General features: G+C 59.9%; 12 protein-coding genes. 4 read left to right on the plus strand and 8 right to left on the minus strand.

Annotated features, from left to right (window positions below; translation table 11 throughout):
• The first annotated feature begins 1 nt into the window (after window position 1).
• From FHX08_RS19275 to FHX08_RS19285, 3 genes are read left to right on the plus strand one after another with little or no spacing between them, the layout of a single operon-like run.
• Entirely contained in the window at window positions 2-1132 is a 1131-nt protein-coding gene (locus FHX08_RS19275) for an LLM class flavin-dependent oxidoreductase (protein ID WP_132655139.1), read from the plus strand.
• A gap of 24 nt (window positions 1133-1156) precedes the next feature.
• A complete protein-coding gene (locus FHX08_RS19280; protein WP_132655141.1) occupies window positions 1157-2986 on the plus strand; it encodes a TRAP transporter large permease subunit in 1830 nt (609 codons plus the stop codon).
• A gap of 17 nt (window positions 2987-3003) precedes the next feature.
• A complete protein-coding gene (locus FHX08_RS19285) occupies window positions 3004-4002 on the plus strand; it encodes a TRAP transporter substrate-binding protein (RefSeq protein ID WP_132655143.1) in 999 nt (332 codons plus the stop codon).
• A 294-nt stretch (window positions 4003-4296) separates the two neighbouring features.
• Here FHX08_RS19285 and FHX08_RS19290 read toward each other — a convergent pair whose 3' ends face one another.
• From FHX08_RS19290 to FHX08_RS19325, 8 genes are all read right to left on the minus strand, one after another.
• Entirely contained in the window at window positions 4297-5358 is a 1062-nt protein-coding gene (locus tag FHX08_RS19290) for a porin (protein ID WP_132655145.1), read from the minus strand.
• Window positions 5359-5864: 506 nt separating this feature from the next.
• On the minus strand, window positions 5865-7541 hold the full coding sequence (locus FHX08_RS19295; RefSeq protein ID WP_132655147.1) for an ABC transporter ATP-binding protein: 1677 nt from the start codon (window positions 7539-7541) through the stop codon (window positions 5865-5867).
• On the minus strand, window positions 7538-8482 hold the full coding sequence (locus FHX08_RS19300) for an acetamidase/formamidase family protein (RefSeq protein WP_132655149.1): 945 nt from the start codon (window positions 8480-8482) through the stop codon (window positions 7538-7540). The genes FHX08_RS19295 and FHX08_RS19300 overlap by 4 nt, the downstream gene beginning before the upstream one ends.
• Window positions 8483-8548: 66 nt before the next feature.
• Window positions 8549-10168, minus strand: coding sequence for an ABC transporter substrate-binding protein (locus FHX08_RS19305; RefSeq protein WP_132655151.1), 1620 nt, complete (start codon window positions 10166-10168; stop codon window positions 8549-8551).
• A 25-nt stretch (window positions 10169-10193) separates the two neighbouring features.
• On the minus strand, window positions 10194-11114 hold the full coding sequence (locus FHX08_RS19310; RefSeq protein ID WP_132655153.1) for an ABC transporter permease: 921 nt from the start codon (window positions 11112-11114) through the stop codon (window positions 10194-10196).
• On the minus strand, window positions 11114-11962 hold the full coding sequence (locus tag FHX08_RS19315) for an ABC transporter permease (RefSeq protein WP_132655155.1): 849 nt from the start codon (window positions 11960-11962) through the stop codon (window positions 11114-11116). Before FHX08_RS19315 ends, FHX08_RS19310 begins: the two co-directional genes overlap by 1 nt.
• The gene (locus FHX08_RS19320; protein WP_132655157.1) at window positions 11962-12543 is read right to left on the minus strand and encodes an ANTAR domain-containing response regulator; all 582 of its coding nucleotides are present in this window, start codon (window positions 12541-12543) and stop codon (window positions 11962-11964) included. Before FHX08_RS19320 ends, FHX08_RS19315 begins: the two co-directional genes overlap by 1 nt.
• Complete coding sequence (locus tag FHX08_RS19325; RefSeq protein ID WP_132655159.1) at window positions 12540-13673, minus strand: transporter substrate-binding protein; 1134 nt, start codon at window positions 13671-13673, stop codon at window positions 12540-12542. The genes FHX08_RS19320 and FHX08_RS19325 overlap by 4 nt, the downstream gene beginning before the upstream one ends.
• 567 nt (window positions 13674-14240) lie before the next feature.
• Here FHX08_RS19325 and FHX08_RS19330 point away from each other — a divergent pair.
• Window positions 14241-15053, plus strand: coding sequence for an IclR family transcriptional regulator (locus FHX08_RS19330; RefSeq protein WP_132655161.1), 813 nt, complete (start codon window positions 14241-14243; stop codon window positions 15051-15053).
• Window positions 15054-15059: the final 6 nt, after the last annotated feature.

Consider the following 15059-nt stretch of genomic DNA (forward strand, 5'->3'; position numbering starts at 1 on the left):
GATGAATGTCTTCTGGTATATGTGCGCGCCTGACGGTGCTTATCCATGGCAGCCGGAGGGCTCGCGTCAGGTCGATTACGGCTATTACAAGCAGCTTGCACAGGCCTATGATCACCTCGGTTATACTGGCGCGCTCTTTGCGACTGGCGCCCATGATGTCTGGGTGCTGGCAAGCGCGCTGCTCTCCTATACCGAACGGCTTCGTTTCCTCGTGGCCATCCATCCGGGTTTGGTCGCGCCGACCCTGCTTGCCAAGATGGCCGCCACGTTTCAGGAGTTCGCACGCGGGCGCCTGTTGATCAATGTGGTCTCAGGCGATGCGAAGATGCTCGGCGCTTATGGCATGATGCTGCCGCATGACGAACGTTACGCCATGGCGGATGAATATCTGCAGCTCTGGCATCGCCTCTTTGCCGGCGAAAGCGTCACTTATCAGGGAAGATATTTCTCCACCGACGGCGCCAAGCTCGCCTTGCCCGTCGGCGAAAGCATCGCTCCGCCGCCGCTCTGGTTCGGTGGCTCGTCGGACAAGGCGCTCGATGTCGCGGCAAAACATGTCGACACCTATCTTTCCTGGGGCGAAACTCCTGAGCAAATTAAAGGCAAGGTCGAGGCTGTGAAAGCACGAGCCGCCCGTTACGGACGCGAGCTCGAATATGGCATCCGCCTCTATGTGATCGTACGCGACACGGACGAGAAAGCTTGGGAGGCAGCAGCCGATCTCTATGGTCGCATGGATGACGCGGCTATCGCCGCCAATCAGCGTTTCGTCGCCCGCAGTGATTCGGTCGGCCAGCAGCGCATGACGGCGCTCCACGGCGGTCTGAAGCCGGCCAACCTACGCGATCTCGAAGTCGCCCCCAATCTCTGGGCCGGCATCGGCCTTGTGCGCCCCGGACCCGGCACGGCGATCGTCGGCTCTCCCGATACGGTGCTGCGCACGCTGGAAGCCTATCAGGAGGCCGGTGTCGAAACCTTTATTCTTTCCGGCATGCCGCTGCTTGAGGAAGCCTATCGTTTCGGCGAAAAGGTTCTGCCGCGTCTCGATGTCACCAGGGAGGTGTCGACGGCGCGCAACTACACTTGGTCAACGCTCTTCGATCGCGACCTTTCCACCGTCAAGAGCGCCTGACAATACGGCAAGAAAGCAAGCACCGTGGCAGCAAGCGAATTTCATCCAGCCGAACAGGAAGCGACAGGCGACGGGCTTGCGGCCCGTATTCTGCGCGCAATCGAGGCGGTGCTCGGCGCCGCAGCCGCCCTGGTGCTGGCCGTGCTGCTGTTCATGGTGCTTATCACGGTCTGCATGCGCTATTTCTTTGCCGCTGGCTTCATCGGCGCGGAAGATCTCGGTATCTGGCTGCATGTGCTGCTCATTGCGCTCGGCGCGCCCCTCAGCCTCAATAGTGCGCTCGCCATGCGTCTGGATGTCTTCATCAAGATGATGCCGGAACGGCTGTATCCGGCAACGCAGGTTGCTGCCGACGTCTTCACAGTGCTTTCGGGCTTCATTCTGAGCTTCGGCGGTAACGAGATCATGACCATGCTCGGCGGCGTTTCACCAACGCTCGGCGTGCCGGAATGGATCCGCTTCGGTTTTCTCGGTGCCGGCGGCGGGCTGATCCTGATCGTTCTTCTCTTGCAGCGCATCGCCGAGGGAAAAACATGGCCAGTCTTGCTCTCCTTCGCAATCGGCGCAGCGCTCTATGCCGGCATCCCTTTCATCTCGATTGAAGTCGACTGGCCGCCCAGCATTTTTCTCGGCCTGATCGCTTCAATCGGCCTGGTGCTCGCAGCGCCGCTCCCACATGCCTTTCTGGCGGCTGCCTACGTCGTGATCGCCTTCGGTAGCAGCCTGCCGGAGCCGGCGATTGTTTCATCGACTGTGACAGGCATCTCGAAATTTCTGCTGCTTGCCATTCCCTTCTTCCTGCTTGCCGGCGGATTGCTGACAGCATCGGGCGTCGCCAACCAGCTCGTTCGCTTTGCCGCCGCCATTGTCGGCCATCGTCGTGCTGGTCTCGCCCAGACGACGCTGCTGACCAGCGTGCTGTTCTCCGGCGCCTCCGGTTCATCGGTTGCCAATGCCGCCTTCGGTGCATCCACCTTCCAGCCGGAGCTCGTCCGCCACGGTTATCAGCCGGCCAAGGCTGCGGCGATCATCGCGGCGACCTCGGTGCTCGACAACGTCATTCCCCCGTCGATCGCCTTCCTGATTCTTGCAACTGCCACCAATCTTTCGGTCGGTTCACTACTGGTCGGCGGCTTCTTTGCCGGTGGCCTAATGGCCATCTGCCTTGCCGTCGCAATTCATCTGACGGTCCGCGATCAGGCGCCGCTGCCGCGGGCCACATCTGCACAGCGCTGGCAGTCGGCTGTCCAGGCAATTCCTGCCTTCGGTCTAGGCATCATTGTGGTGGTCGGCATCCGTATCGGCGTTGTCACAACGACAGAGGCCGCGGCCCTTGCCGCCTTCTATACCTTCCTGCTTGGTATCGGCGCGCGACTCGGCATACTCTCGCTCTATGCTGCCTTCCGGCAGGCTGCCGTCGAAGCTGCGGCGATCGGCCTGCTGATCGGCACGGCCGGCCCCTTCGCCTTCCTGCTCGCCGTCGACAATGTCTCAGGCCTGATCTCTAACCTGACGACGGCGCTTGGCGGCAGCGCGCTCGCCGTAATCCTGCTATCGAACATTATCCTACTCGTCGTCGGGCTCGTTCTCGATATTGGCGCTGCGATCCTGCTGTTCGGGCCGATCCTGTTGCCGGCAGCCGTCGCCGCCGGTATCGATCCCATCCATTTCGGAGTCATCATCGTGGTCAACCTGATGATTCACGGCCTGACGCCGCCGCTCGGCATGCTGATCTACGTCGTCAGCGGCGTGACCCGTATCCCGGCTTCCGCTCTCTTCAAGGCAGTCGTTCCTTATCTGCTTGCCCTTCTCGTCTCGCTCGCAATTCTCTGCGCTTGGGCGATCATCTTTTAACGGACAGGACCTGATCCATGGATAATCTCAACCGACGTAATTTCCTGAAGACCGCCACGGTTGCCTCCACTGCCCTTGCCGCGCCGGCCTTCGTTCGCAGGGCCGCCGCCCGCACGACGACGATCACCATTGCCTCGCTGCTCGGCGACGACAAGCCGGAGACGAAGATCTGGGTGAAGATCAGCCAGTTGGTGGAAGCCAAGCTGCCCGGTCAGTTCAAATTCAATATCGTCAAGAATGGTGCGCTCGGCGGTGAAAAGGAGGTAGCTGAAGGTGTTCGGCTCGGCTCCATCCACGCCAGCCTGTCAACAGTCTCCTCTCTCTCCGGCTGGACTCCGGAACTGCAGATCCTCGATCTTCCTTTCCTGTTTCGTGATGCAGATCATGTGCGTCGCACCGTTAGCGGTGGTGTAGGCGCCGATCTGAAAGGCAGGTTGCAGGCGCAGAATTTTGTCGTCGGCGACTTTATCAACTACGGCGCGCGTCATCTCCTGACCAAGGAGGCGGTGACGCGTCCGGAACAACTCAAGGGCAAGCGGATCCGCGTCATCCAGAGCCCGCTGCACACCAAGCTTTGGAGTGCTTTCGGCACGACACCGATCGGCATCCCGATCACCGAGACCTATAATTCGCTGGCAACCGGCGTTGCCGACGCGATGGATCTCACCAAATCGGCCTATGCCGGCTTCAAGCTCTACGAGGTGGTGCCTTATATGACCGAGACCGGTCACATCTGGGCATCGGGCGTCATCTACTATTCCTCGACCTTCTGGGCCGGTCTGAACGACGAACAGAAGGCCGTCTTCCAGCAGACATCGACCGAAGGAGCTGCCTATTTCAACCAGCTCATTGCCGATGACGAAGTGGCATCGGTCGAAGTCTCGCTGAAAAACGGTGGCAAGCTCCTGAAGCCGGAAGTTTTCGAGGAATGGCAGAAAGGCGCCCAAGGTGTTTGGAACGATTTCGCTCCGATTGTCGGCGGCCTCGATCGCATTAAGGCCGTCCAATCGGCCTGACGAAGGAGGACGGGAGATGACACATAAGCGGCGTGTATTCTCAGGCTTGCCGGTCTTGCCGAAACAATTGCCAGATTGACAGCAGCCGGGTCAACAAGCTCGCCATATCAAAAAAGCCCGCCCTCTTGTGAGGGCGGGCCATAACCATCTACAGGAGTGGAGTTCTGTATCGATGGGCGAGGCCGGCCCGGCAGGGAACCGGCCCGACCTCTATCTTCTGAATTGGAGGTCACCAAACCAGAAGCTCGTGATGAAAAACCCCGAGATATTATCCCGGGGTCTTCAATATTCAAATTAGAACGAGCGCTGCAGACGGAAGTAACCGGTCGTGGAGTCGTCGCCATCTTCCGGATCCAGGTACTGGACGGAAGCCTTGGCGTAGAAGTTGTCAACGATCTGGTAGTCAACCGTCAGACCGACCTTCCAGGCATCGCCGGTACCGTCGAAATCATCAGGAACGGTGTCGAACGCGCTGGCACCGCCGATGTAGTTGCCGTAGTACTGAACACCGGGGGTGATCTTCAGCTTGTCCGTTGCCTTGATGGCGTATTCGGCAGCAACTGCCCATTCAGCCGTCGAGTAGTAGGAGTTCGGGCCGCTGGAGTAGACAGCTGCGAGGCCGAGCGTGCCCGGGCCGACTTCAACCGTACCCATTGCACGGATTGCGCCGTCTTCGTTGTCGACATCCCAGCCGCCGGTGATCTGGTAGCTGAAGGCACCAGCCGTGCCGCCGATGCCGAAGGCAATGCCGACATTGTTCGGACCATCATCCGGAACCAGGAGGCCGGTGACGGGATCTACGCTACCCTGGTAAACGCCGTCTTCCAGTTCGTCGACGCTGAGACCAGCGTAAAAGGAACCGGTTTCGTACTGATAACGGATGGAGTTATGCAGCGTTACGACGGAACCGATGTCGTCCGTTTCGCCGGAGAGACCATCGTCCCACCAGGAGTAGAACAGACCAGCGCGGAAGCCCGCGACGTCGAGGTAAGCGGAGTCGAGGATCGTATCCTGGTCCGTCGCGTTGTCGGCATTGGCCTGGATAACGATCACGCCGGTGAGCGGGCCGTATTCGGTGTCGCTCTTGGCCGTGAACTGAACCTGACCACGGGTTACAGCATCCCAATCCGAGTCGCCGCCAACGTTTTCGCCGACATTAACCTGGAAACGGATGTAGCCTTCGATCTTCAGGCAGGTTTCCGTGCCCGGGATGTAGAAGTAGCCGGTGCCGTAAGCGTCGCAGACGCGAACGTACTCAACCGGTTCCGGCTCGGCAGCAACGATTGCGTCTGCTGCGAATGCCGGTGCAGCGATGAGGGCAGCTGCAGAACCAAGCAACATCATACGAATGTTCATGGAAAGCCAATCTCCTAAGTTCGAGTGCGTTCCACGAAAGAACGTCCCCTCTGATAAAACCGATTAATTCGGTGAGACCTAAAATAACCGAAAGGCAGGAGGGCTCAACAATGAATGGTCTCATTTTACAGAGAATTCTAACTAAACCGCCATGTGTGTGACAGAAGTACAACACCCCTTGGGCGGGTATTAACAAGAGGTAAAATAGAATGGCGAAATATCGCTATATTAGTACGAGTTAGCGGGGATTGGCCGAGCGCAAATGCGCACGGGAGTCCGTCGCTGAAGCCTCAATCTATCGAAAATCCCGCTGCCGCGAGCCTGTGTTTACGCATCCGGAAAGGGCTGCCGAGAGAAAATACGGCCGAAAAATATGTTTATGTGGCAGGCCGGACAGCCATCCGACTGTGCCGCAATTCGATTTTGAGCGATGATTCGCGCCGGCCAAGGCAAGCCTCGCCAACGCTACAAGGCAAAGGAGGCGCTTCTGCTCCGCTTCTAGGAACTCAGACCTGTGCTCGCCGCGCTTCAGGATCGGGGATCGGAACGGCGGCCATCAGGGCCTTCGTGTAATCCTCTTCCGGGTGTTCGAAGATTTGACGGCGCGTGCCGGTTTCGACGATCCTGCCGCTACGCATGACGGCGACCTTATGGGACATGCGTTCGACAACCGCCATGTCGTGCGAGATGAAGAGATAGGAGAGCCCCATGCTTTCCTGCAGTTCCAGCATCAGGTCTAGCACGCGCGCGCGCACGGAGACGTCGAGTGCCGCAACGCTTTCGTCGGCAACGATCAGCTTCGGTTCAAGTGCAAGTGCGCGCGCAATGCAGATGCGCTGGCGCTGGCCGCCGGAGAATTCATGCGGATAGCGTGTGGCGGCGTCTGCCGTCAGGCCGACACGGCGTAGAAGTTCTGCAACCCTGTCCTTTCGTTCGGACTTGCTGGCGATGCCGTGAATGACCAATGGTTCGGCGATTGCAGCGCCGACCGCCATGCGCGGATCGAGCGAAGCGTACGGGTCCTGAAAAATCATCTGCGCGGTGCGGCGTACAGGTTGCATTGCGCGATGGCCGAGGTTGGCGATATTGCGGCCGTCGATGACCACGTCGCCCGTGAACGGGATGAGGCCGAGCACCGCCTTGCCCGTCGTCGATTTTCCTGATCCGCTTTCGCCGACAAGGCCGAGTGTTTCACCTGGCAGAATATCGAATGAGATGTCGCTGACGGCTGCAGCCGGTGCTTTGCCCTTGAAGAGCAAGCTTGCCGAGCTGCCATAGGTGACGTTAAGGCCACGCACGTTCAGCACGGGGGTGCGGTCGGGGTGCAGGGTTTCGACGCTGCGTGAGGTTATGCGCGGCGGACCGTCGGTACCAGCAAAGGCACCAAGGCGCGGCACGGCCGAGAGCAATTGCTGCGTATAGATCTGCCGCGGCGTACGGAAAACGGTGGCCGCCGAGCCTTCCTCCACAATCCCGCCATTCTGCATGATGACGACACGATCGGCCATCTCGGCGACGACGCCCATGTCATGGGTGATCAGGATGATCGACGTACCGAATTCCGATTTCAGCTCGCGCATGAGCTTGAGTATCTGCGCCTGCACCGTCACATCGAGCGCCGTGGTAGGTTCATCGGCGATCAACACCTTGGGGCGGCAGGAGAGCGCCATGGCGATCATCACGCGCTGGCGCATGCCGCCCGAGAGTTCGTGAGGGTATTGCTTCATCCGCCGTGCCGGATCGGTGATCTGCACGGCATCGAGCATCTGCATCGCGACCGTGTCGGCATTCTCTCTGCCCTGATGTTCCCGGATCGCCTCCGTCAATTGCGCGCCGATCGACATGACCGGGTTGAGTGAGGTCATCGGTTCCTGGAAGACCATGGCTATATCGCCGCCGCGCACGCTGCGCATGGCCCGGTTGGACAGATGCAGCAGATCGCGCTCGCCGAGCATGATGTTGCCAGAGGCGACCCTGAGAGAGGCTTTGGGCAGCAATCCCATGATTGATAGCGACGTCACCGACTTGCCGGAGCCGGATTCGCCAGCAAGGCAAAGCGTTTCGCCGCTGGCGAGGTCGAAGCTGATATCTTTCAGAACCGGTTTGCGACCCTCTGGCGTTCGCGCATCGACGCTAAGATTGCGAACGCTGAGAACGGGTGCGGCGGGCATGGCGTCGATCACGCGAATACGATCCTCGGGAAGTAGAAGGAGACGACCCAGTTCGGCATATCGACGATTTCGCTGATGCGCAGATCGCCGCAGACCGAGCAGAGCAGATAGGCATCGACGGCGCTCATGCCATGCTCAGCTGTCAGAAGGTCGATCATGCGCATGACGCTTTCGCGTGCGCCGGTCATCAGGTCGGGGCCGATGCCGGTGGTGACCTCATAGCCCGCGCCGTCTAGATGGCGGGTGACCGGTTCGGTCGTCGTGAAGCGCGGCGTCTGCAGGCGGGCATCTTTGACGAGTTCAATCGTCGCTTCGACGTTCATCTGGCTTTCGATCGCCGTGCCGCAGACTTCCCCATCACCCTGCGCGGCATGTGTATCGCCGATGGAGAAGAGTGCTCCTTCGACCTCGATCGGCAGATAAAGAGTGACACCGGCAGTCAGGTCACGAATATCCATATTGCCGCCGACACGGCGAGGCGGTACGACCGAATGAGTACCAGGCTCGGCGGGGGCGACGCCGATGGTGCCGGCAAAGGGCTTGAGCGGCACACGGCCGCCGGGGCCGTAAAGGGCTGGCGTCATGCTATTGGCGTCATAGGACCAGACATGTAATGCCGGGTCCTTGAACTGATCGGCCAGTAGGCCGAAGCCTGGAATATTGGCCGTCCAGCCGGTGCCCGAGGGAATGAACTTGCGCAGTGTTACCTTCAACGCATCGCCGCGCTTGGCGCCCTCGACATAGATGGGGCCGGAAACCGGGTTGATCTTACCGAAATCAAGATTGTTCAGCGTATCCAGCGTCGCATCGCGACCGAGCTGGCCGCCGGAAGAATCCAGGCATTCGAAATGGATGGTTTCTCCGGGCTTGGCGACCGCGGCCGGTGCGAAGTCCTTGTTCCAACCGAAGTTATGCTGGGCGCGGTGAATGGTGTGCGTGCAGGCAATGCACATAAGGTGTCTCCCACGATTTTATGATGCCTTCCCGGTTTGCCCGGGAAGACACTGTTTCCTTAGGGCTTATTGCTTCACGAAAATCGCGTCGTAATTGATGACGCGGGTCGGGTCGATGTAGATGTTGTCCGCACCACCCATACGCAGCGACTTGGCCACGACGCGACGCTCGTTGATGACGGGAACCCACGGCGCATCGGCCATGATGTCGGTGAAGACCTTGCCCCAGGCTGCGGTGCGCTCGGTGGACTTTGCCGGATCGGACATGGAGTCGGCAGCAACGGCGCGCTTGTCGAGATCGGCATTGCAGTACCAGGACCAGTTCCAACCGCCCTGAACAGCGCCGGCGCAGCCAAGGATCGGGCCGTAGAAGTTCGACGGATCCGGGAAGTCGGCAATCCAGGCCATGCCGCCAGACCAGATCATCGGCGCTTCACCTTCCGTGCCTCCGGCAGAAATGACGTTGGCCTGGGCGAGAGCCCGGACTTCAGCCTTTACGCCGATCGCGGCGAGATCCTGCTGGATCGCCTGAGCGATGCGCGGCTGCGGATCGGTGTTGGTCGAGTAGAGCACGGTTTCGAAGCCGTCGGCGAAGCCCGCTTCGGCAAGCAGCGCCTTTGCCTTGGCGACATCATAGGCATAGCCGGTGAAGGACTTGTCGTAGCCTGGCATCAGCGGCGGCAGCGGCTGATTGGCAGGTGTGGCGCGGCCGTTCAGGATGCGGACGATGCGATCCTTATTAATGGCCATGTTGACGGCCTGACGCACCTTGACGTTATCGAAGGGCTTCACCTTGGTGTTGAGTGTGATGTAGCCGGTGTGCAGCTGTTCGCCATCGACGATCATCTGCGCGCCATCGGCCGAGTTTTTGATTTCCAGAAACTTTGCCGGCGGGATGCCGTCGCCGGCAATATCGACCTCGCCCTTTTGCAGGCGCAGCAATGCCACAAGTGGCTCCTGACCGACTTCGACCTTGAAGCTATCGAGATGCGGCATATCCTTCACGAAATAGTCTTTGTTGCGCTCGAAAACGAGCTGCTGGCCAATGGTCCAGTCCTTCAGAATGAAGGTGCCGGAGCCGACCGGCTTCTTGCCGAAATCGCCGCCAGCCGCTTCGACCGCTTCCTTCGGCACGACCGATGCGAAATTGATGGCGAGAACGTGCAGGAAGGTTGCATCCGGACGCGACAGACGGAAGACAACAGTGCCGTCATCCGGCGTCTCGATGCCCGAAAGCGTCTCAGTCTTGCCGCCTGTTTCCTCATCAAAGCCTTGGATAGCACCGAAGAAGCCGGCGCCGGGGCCTTGCGTCTTTGGATTGACGGCACGCTCGATCGAATACTTCACGTCGGAAGCAACAACTTCGCGGCCATTCGAAAACTTCACACCCTTGCGCAGCTTGAATGTATAGGTGAGGCCGTCAGGTGAAACGGTGAAGCTCTCGGCTAGCGACGGGATGAGGTGTGGCGTGCCGGGCTCGTAGTCCATCAGCCGCGAATAGAGGCTCTTGATCATCGACCAGTTGACCCAATCGTAGCCGATGGCCGGGTCAAGCGTGGTGATGTCATCCTTGTAGGTGACGACAATATCGCCGCCCTGCTTAGGCGTTTCCTGCGCCTTGGCGGTGAAGGGGGCGAGTGCCACCATCGTTGCCATTGTCGTATGTCGAAGCCAGCGTTTGAACATTCGTGTTCCCCTTCTTTGGTTGCGTTCAACGTGTGCGGATGCGTGGATCGATGAGCGGCGCAACGAGATCGGCGAGCAGGTTGCCGATGACGATGGCGAGCGCTGAGGTCAGCGTGACGCCCATGATGATGGGGATGTCGACCTGCTGGATGGCTTGCCAAGCGAGCTGGCCGATGCCCGGCCAGCCATAGACCGCCTCGACAACGACCACGCCGCCCATGAACTGGCCGATGTCGATGCCGATCATGGCGATGATCGGCAGGATGGCATTCGGCAAAGCATGGCGGAAAATGATGCGACGCGAAGAGAGGCCCTTGGCGCGGGCGGTGCGGACATAGTCCTGATTGAGGACGTCGATCATCGCTGATCGTACCATGCGTGCATACCAGCCGGCGCCAAGGACGCCTAGGGTGGAGGCTGGCAGCACGACATGAGCAAAAGTGCCGTAGCCACTCATGGGTAGCCATCCGAGCGTTACGGCAAAGACGTAAAGAAGCAGCAGCGCGAGGACGAATTGCGGCGCCGAAACCCCGACGAAGGAGGCCGTCATGACAAGCCGGTCGACGAAACCGCCGCGGCGCACGGCGGCAATCGTGCCGAGCGTCAATCCAAGGGCTACTTCCACGAGGATGCCGGCCAGCATGAGGACAAGCGTTGCCGGCAGGCGGGCGGTAATCAGCGTCCAGACTTCCGTCTTCTGCGCGTAAGATCGACCGAGATTGCCGTGCAGGAGATTGGTAAGATAGGTGCTGAACTGCACGAGTAGGGGCTGGTCGAGGCCAAGCTCGTGACGGATATTCGAGACCGTCTGCGCCGTGGCACTGCGCCCGGCGATCATACGCGCTGGGTCGGCGGGCAGTGCGTAGAGCAGCACGAAGGTGATGGCGGCAACGCCGAGAAGGATGAGGGCGGCCTGGACAAGACGGCGAAGGGCGAGGAAAAACATCAGCCTCTCCCGCGCTGGGTCGGATCCAGGATATCGCGCAGAGCATCCCCGACGAGATTGAAGGAAAGCGCCGTCAGAAGGATGATCGCGCCGGGGAAGAAAACGAGCCAGGGCGCCGCCTGGAAGTAGCTCTGGCTTTCGAAGATGATGTTGCCCCACGAGGGCTGCGGCGGCTGCACGCCGATGCCGAGGAAGGAGAGTGTCGCTTCGAGCAGCACGGTGGTTGCAATGCCGAGGGTGCCCCAGACGATTGCCGTCGGCATCAGATGCGGCAGAATATGCAGGAAAAGCACGCGCATATGGCCGGCGCCAAGCGAGCGTTCCGCCATGATGAAATCACGCTCCACAAGTCCGCGCGTCTCCGTATAGACGATGCGTGCGACCTGTACCCAGTTGACGAGCGCAATCACCATCGCAACGATCCAGAGACTAGGTCGCAGCAGTGCAGCAAGAACGATCGCCAGCAGCAAGGCCGGGAAAGCCATCATCAGGTCGGTGAAACGCATCAGGATGTTGCCGACGATGCCGCGCATATAGCCTGCGAGAATGCCGATGAAGAGGCCGATCGCGACCGCAATGCCGTTGGCAACGAGGCCGATGACAAGCGAGGTGCGGGCGCCAAAGAGCATCCGCGAGAAGAGGTCGCGCCCCAGTGTATCCGTGCCGAGCAGATAGGGGCCGCCGGGCGGCAACGGCGCACCTTCCAGAGACAATCCGTCGAACATCTGCTCATCGGGATTGAAGGGCGCGATCCAGGGTGCGGCCACTGCAAGACCGATGACGACGAGCACGACGATAAGGCCGAAGAGAGCGGTCGGCTGCCGCAGCATTGCTTTGATTACACGCATCAGCCGGCCTCCGGCAGGGGCTCTATGCCACCGATGATGAAGGCGGCGATCTGCTCCATCGGCAGGCGGCGGCGCATGGCGCAATTGCGCAGGATTGAATAAGCGCGTTCCTCATCGATCCCATGCGCCTTCATCAGCTTTTCGACGGCGGCATGCACGAGCGGGCGCAGGCGCACGCGCTCTTCGAGATATTGCAGGCGCTCGACAACACCTTTGCGCTCCTGATGAATAGAGACGGCCATGACGAGGGCCGGATAGACGGCGGAGGCCGCAATCGGCTTGGCGATGATCGCGCCGGCACCCTGGACAAGCGCCCATGCGATACGGCCTGGCGCTTCCGAGCCGAGCAGCGCGACAACCGGGCATGTCGAAGCGGCACCGCTCCAGGGCAGGAGATCGTCAAAACCCTGGTCGGCATCGACGATGACGAGATCGGGTACGCTTGCGGCTGAAAGCGGTGCCCATTGCAGCGTTGCGGATAAGCCGAGAAGACGCAGTTGACGGATCAGTCTATCGGTATTGCCGTCTTCGCGGTGTAGAACGACGGCATGCCAGCCTGTGAAATTGGGCGTTTCCTTCATGACACCACCCGCAATTTCGGCGAGGCCGATTTATTGCGGCCGGTCAGATAGGGATCGGCAGCGAGTGGCGGGCGGGATGCGATCACGTCGAAACCGTTCTGGCTATTGATACGGCCGAGATGGAAAGGCAAGGCAGCGTGGTTTGTGTCCCTATCGATGTTGAGCGCGCCGAAGGGCGTCGCCCAGCTTTTGCTATAGAGTTCGTGACGCACAGCGGAAGGCTCGTCCCCGCCGGCAGCCAGGATTGCTTCGACGCAAAGGCGAACCGCAGTATAGGCACTGGCAAAAACGCTGGAAATCCGACGCGGAGCGCCGTGATGCATGACGACACGTTGCTTGAAATCGGCATTTTCCGAGGTTACGACGCTGTCGAAATAGGAGGCAGCGCAGAGCTGGCCGATCGCGGCACCCGGCGCGATATCGTCAAGCTCGCATTCCATCAGGTCGCAGCTGACAACAGGGCAGTTCTCCGGCCTGAAGGTCGCGTCGCGATCGGCAAGCCGACGGATTGCCTGATGGAAGGCATAGCTCGATGGCCCAATCAGATTGTTCAGGATGAAGCTTGGCCGGCGCTGTTCAATATCGGCCACGATCCGCTCGACTGCGGTTTCCTCGAGCGGCAGGTAACGCTCGCCAAGAACCTCGCCACCGGCGTTGGTGGTCAGTTCGCGAGCGAGCCGGTTCATCTCCCAGCCCCAGACATAGTTCGCACCGACGAGATAAGGCCGGTTTCCGTAGCGCGGAATCAGATGTTCGAAGAGTGGCAGCAGGTGCTGATTTGGGCAGCCGCCGACATAGATAACATTCTCGTTCGCCTCGAAACCCTCATAGGGGCACATATACCAGAGCAGGCCGTCATGTTTCTCGATGAGCGGGATGACCTCCTTGCGGGAAGCAGAGGTAATGGTGCCTATGATATGGCGGCAGCCGGCACGCAACAGATGACGCGCCCCCTCGAGATAGGCGGCAAGATCGGCCTGCGGGTCGAAGAAAACCGGTTCGATCGGCCGATCGCTCGTTGCGGCAAATTCGGCGATTGCGAATTCCGCGCCATCGCGCGCGTCGCGCCCCATCGAGCCGTAAGGCCCTGTGGTGGAGTAAAGAATGCCGATTTTCAACGCATCATTCATCTGTTAGCCAAAAACCAAAAACCCCATGAGGGCATCCATCCGCGATGGGGCCATCATGGGGCGAAACTGCCCAGCGACTGTCGGAGTCATGTAAGGTTACGGGGCACTTTGCCTAATCCGCAGGCTTGAATAAAATACAGGCACCCCAGTTTTGTCAAGCGTGTATCCGGCGGATTCGGGACGGCCCGGCAAGATCCATTTGCAGCCATATACTCTGGGGGAGATCGATTCGAGAGAGTAGGGGCATGACAGCGGAAATATCTGCTGTGGACGTGGCGCGAAACAAGATCGGCTCTTGAGGCATCCTGTTATTAATAAACAGGAAAACTGCCCAGGTCTAATGAATTGCCGCAGATAGTTTCGCGACATTTCCGACCTCTTCAAACCTACGCCAGTTCGGTCGCAAGATATCGCCGGACTTGCTGCCGGCAAGGCGCACGATCCCGTGAGGAGGCGTTTTTCGCTCCGGTTAACCGCGTTTCCGCCGTTGACGCTGTTACATGGTAGCGTTACCATCAGCATCGACAGCGCCGGGGAGACGCTTGGAAATAGCAACGGAGGAGACGCATGGGAGAGCATGTGGAGGAGAAAAGTCTTCACGGGCGCGTTCAGTCGATCGACCGCGCCATGATGCTGCTCGAAGCGATGGGAACGGAAGAGGATGGCAACCGCTTGGTCGATCTCGCCAGCCGTACGGGCTTGGCGCCCTCGACGGTTCACCGCATTCTGACGACGTTGGAGCAGTGGCAATTCATCCAATACAATCCTAATGATCGCATGTGGCATATCGGCCGGCAGGCCTTTGCCATCGGTTCGGTCTTCACCCGCCAGAGCAATCTCGTCGCTACCGCGCTCCCATATCTCAGAAGACTGCGCGATCAGACGCGCGAAACTGCCAATCTCGGTTTCGTCCACGACGGCGAGGTCGTCTTCGTCGATCGTGTTGAAAGCCGCGATATCACCCGCACCGTCGCTCGCGTCGGCAGCCGGGTGCCGATGACGGCATCCGCCATGGGCAAGGCCATTCTCGCAACCTACTCACAGCAGGATCTCGAAGCGATCCTCTCGCGCGAAGGAAGCCGGCGCTTTACGGCGAATACATTGACGGGCCAGGCAGCATTGCGTGCCGATCTCGATAGAATCCGGGCGGACGGGTATGCGGTCGACGATGAGGAACTGGTATCAGGCCTGCGCTGCGTGGCCTCTGCCGTCTATAACCATCAAGGCGAGGCGATTTGCGCCATATCGCTGTCGAGCCTTGCATCAAGGATCACGCCGCAGCGGGTTCCGGTGCTGGGACGCCTGCTGACCGAAACCTCGGCGCAGTTGACGACGGCTCTCAGTGGGGAGATGCCGCCGTTCAACGCCATGGCGAGCTGACGCGAA

Source organism: Rhizobium sp. BK529, assembly GCF_014194105.1.
Taxonomy (GTDB): domain Bacteria; phylum Pseudomonadota; class Alphaproteobacteria; order Rhizobiales; family Rhizobiaceae; genus Rhizobium.

What these genes read in the sequence shown, in the direction of transcription:
- FHX08_RS19275 (WP_132655139.1), top strand. Translation starts at nt 2, where the DNA reads ATGAATGTCTTCTGGTATATGTGCGCGCCTGACGGTGCTTATCCATGG.
- FHX08_RS19285 (WP_132655143.1), top strand. Translation starts at nt 3,004, where the DNA reads ATGGATAATCTCAACCGACGTAATTTCCTGAAGACCGCCACGGTTGCC.
- FHX08_RS19290 (WP_132655145.1), bottom strand. Translation starts at nt 5,358, where the DNA reads ATGAACATTCGTATGATGTTGCTTGGTTCTGCAGCTGCCCTCATCGCT.
- FHX08_RS19300 (WP_132655149.1), bottom strand. Translation starts at nt 8,482, where the DNA reads ATGTGCATTGCCTGCACGCACACCATTCACCGCGCCCAGCATAACTTC.
- FHX08_RS19305 (WP_132655151.1), bottom strand. Translation starts at nt 10,168, where the DNA reads ATGTTCAAACGCTGGCTTCGACATACGACAATGGCAACGATGGTGGCA.
- FHX08_RS19310 (WP_132655153.1), bottom strand. Translation starts at nt 11,114, where the DNA reads ATGTTTTTCCTCGCCCTTCGCCGTCTTGTCCAGGCCGCCCTCATCCTT.
- FHX08_RS19315 (WP_132655155.1), bottom strand. Translation starts at nt 11,962, where the DNA reads ATGCGTGTAATCAAAGCAATGCTGCGGCAGCCGACCGCTCTCTTCGGC.
- FHX08_RS19320 (WP_132655157.1), bottom strand. Translation starts at nt 12,543, where the DNA reads ATGAAGGAAACGCCCAATTTCACAGGCTGGCATGCCGTCGTTCTACAC.
- FHX08_RS19325 (WP_132655159.1), bottom strand. Translation starts at nt 13,673, where the DNA reads ATGAATGATGCGTTGAAAATCGGCATTCTTTACTCCACCACAGGGCCT.
- FHX08_RS19330 (WP_132655161.1), top strand. Translation starts at nt 14,241, where the DNA reads ATGGGAGAGCATGTGGAGGAGAAAAGTCTTCACGGGCGCGTTCAGTCG.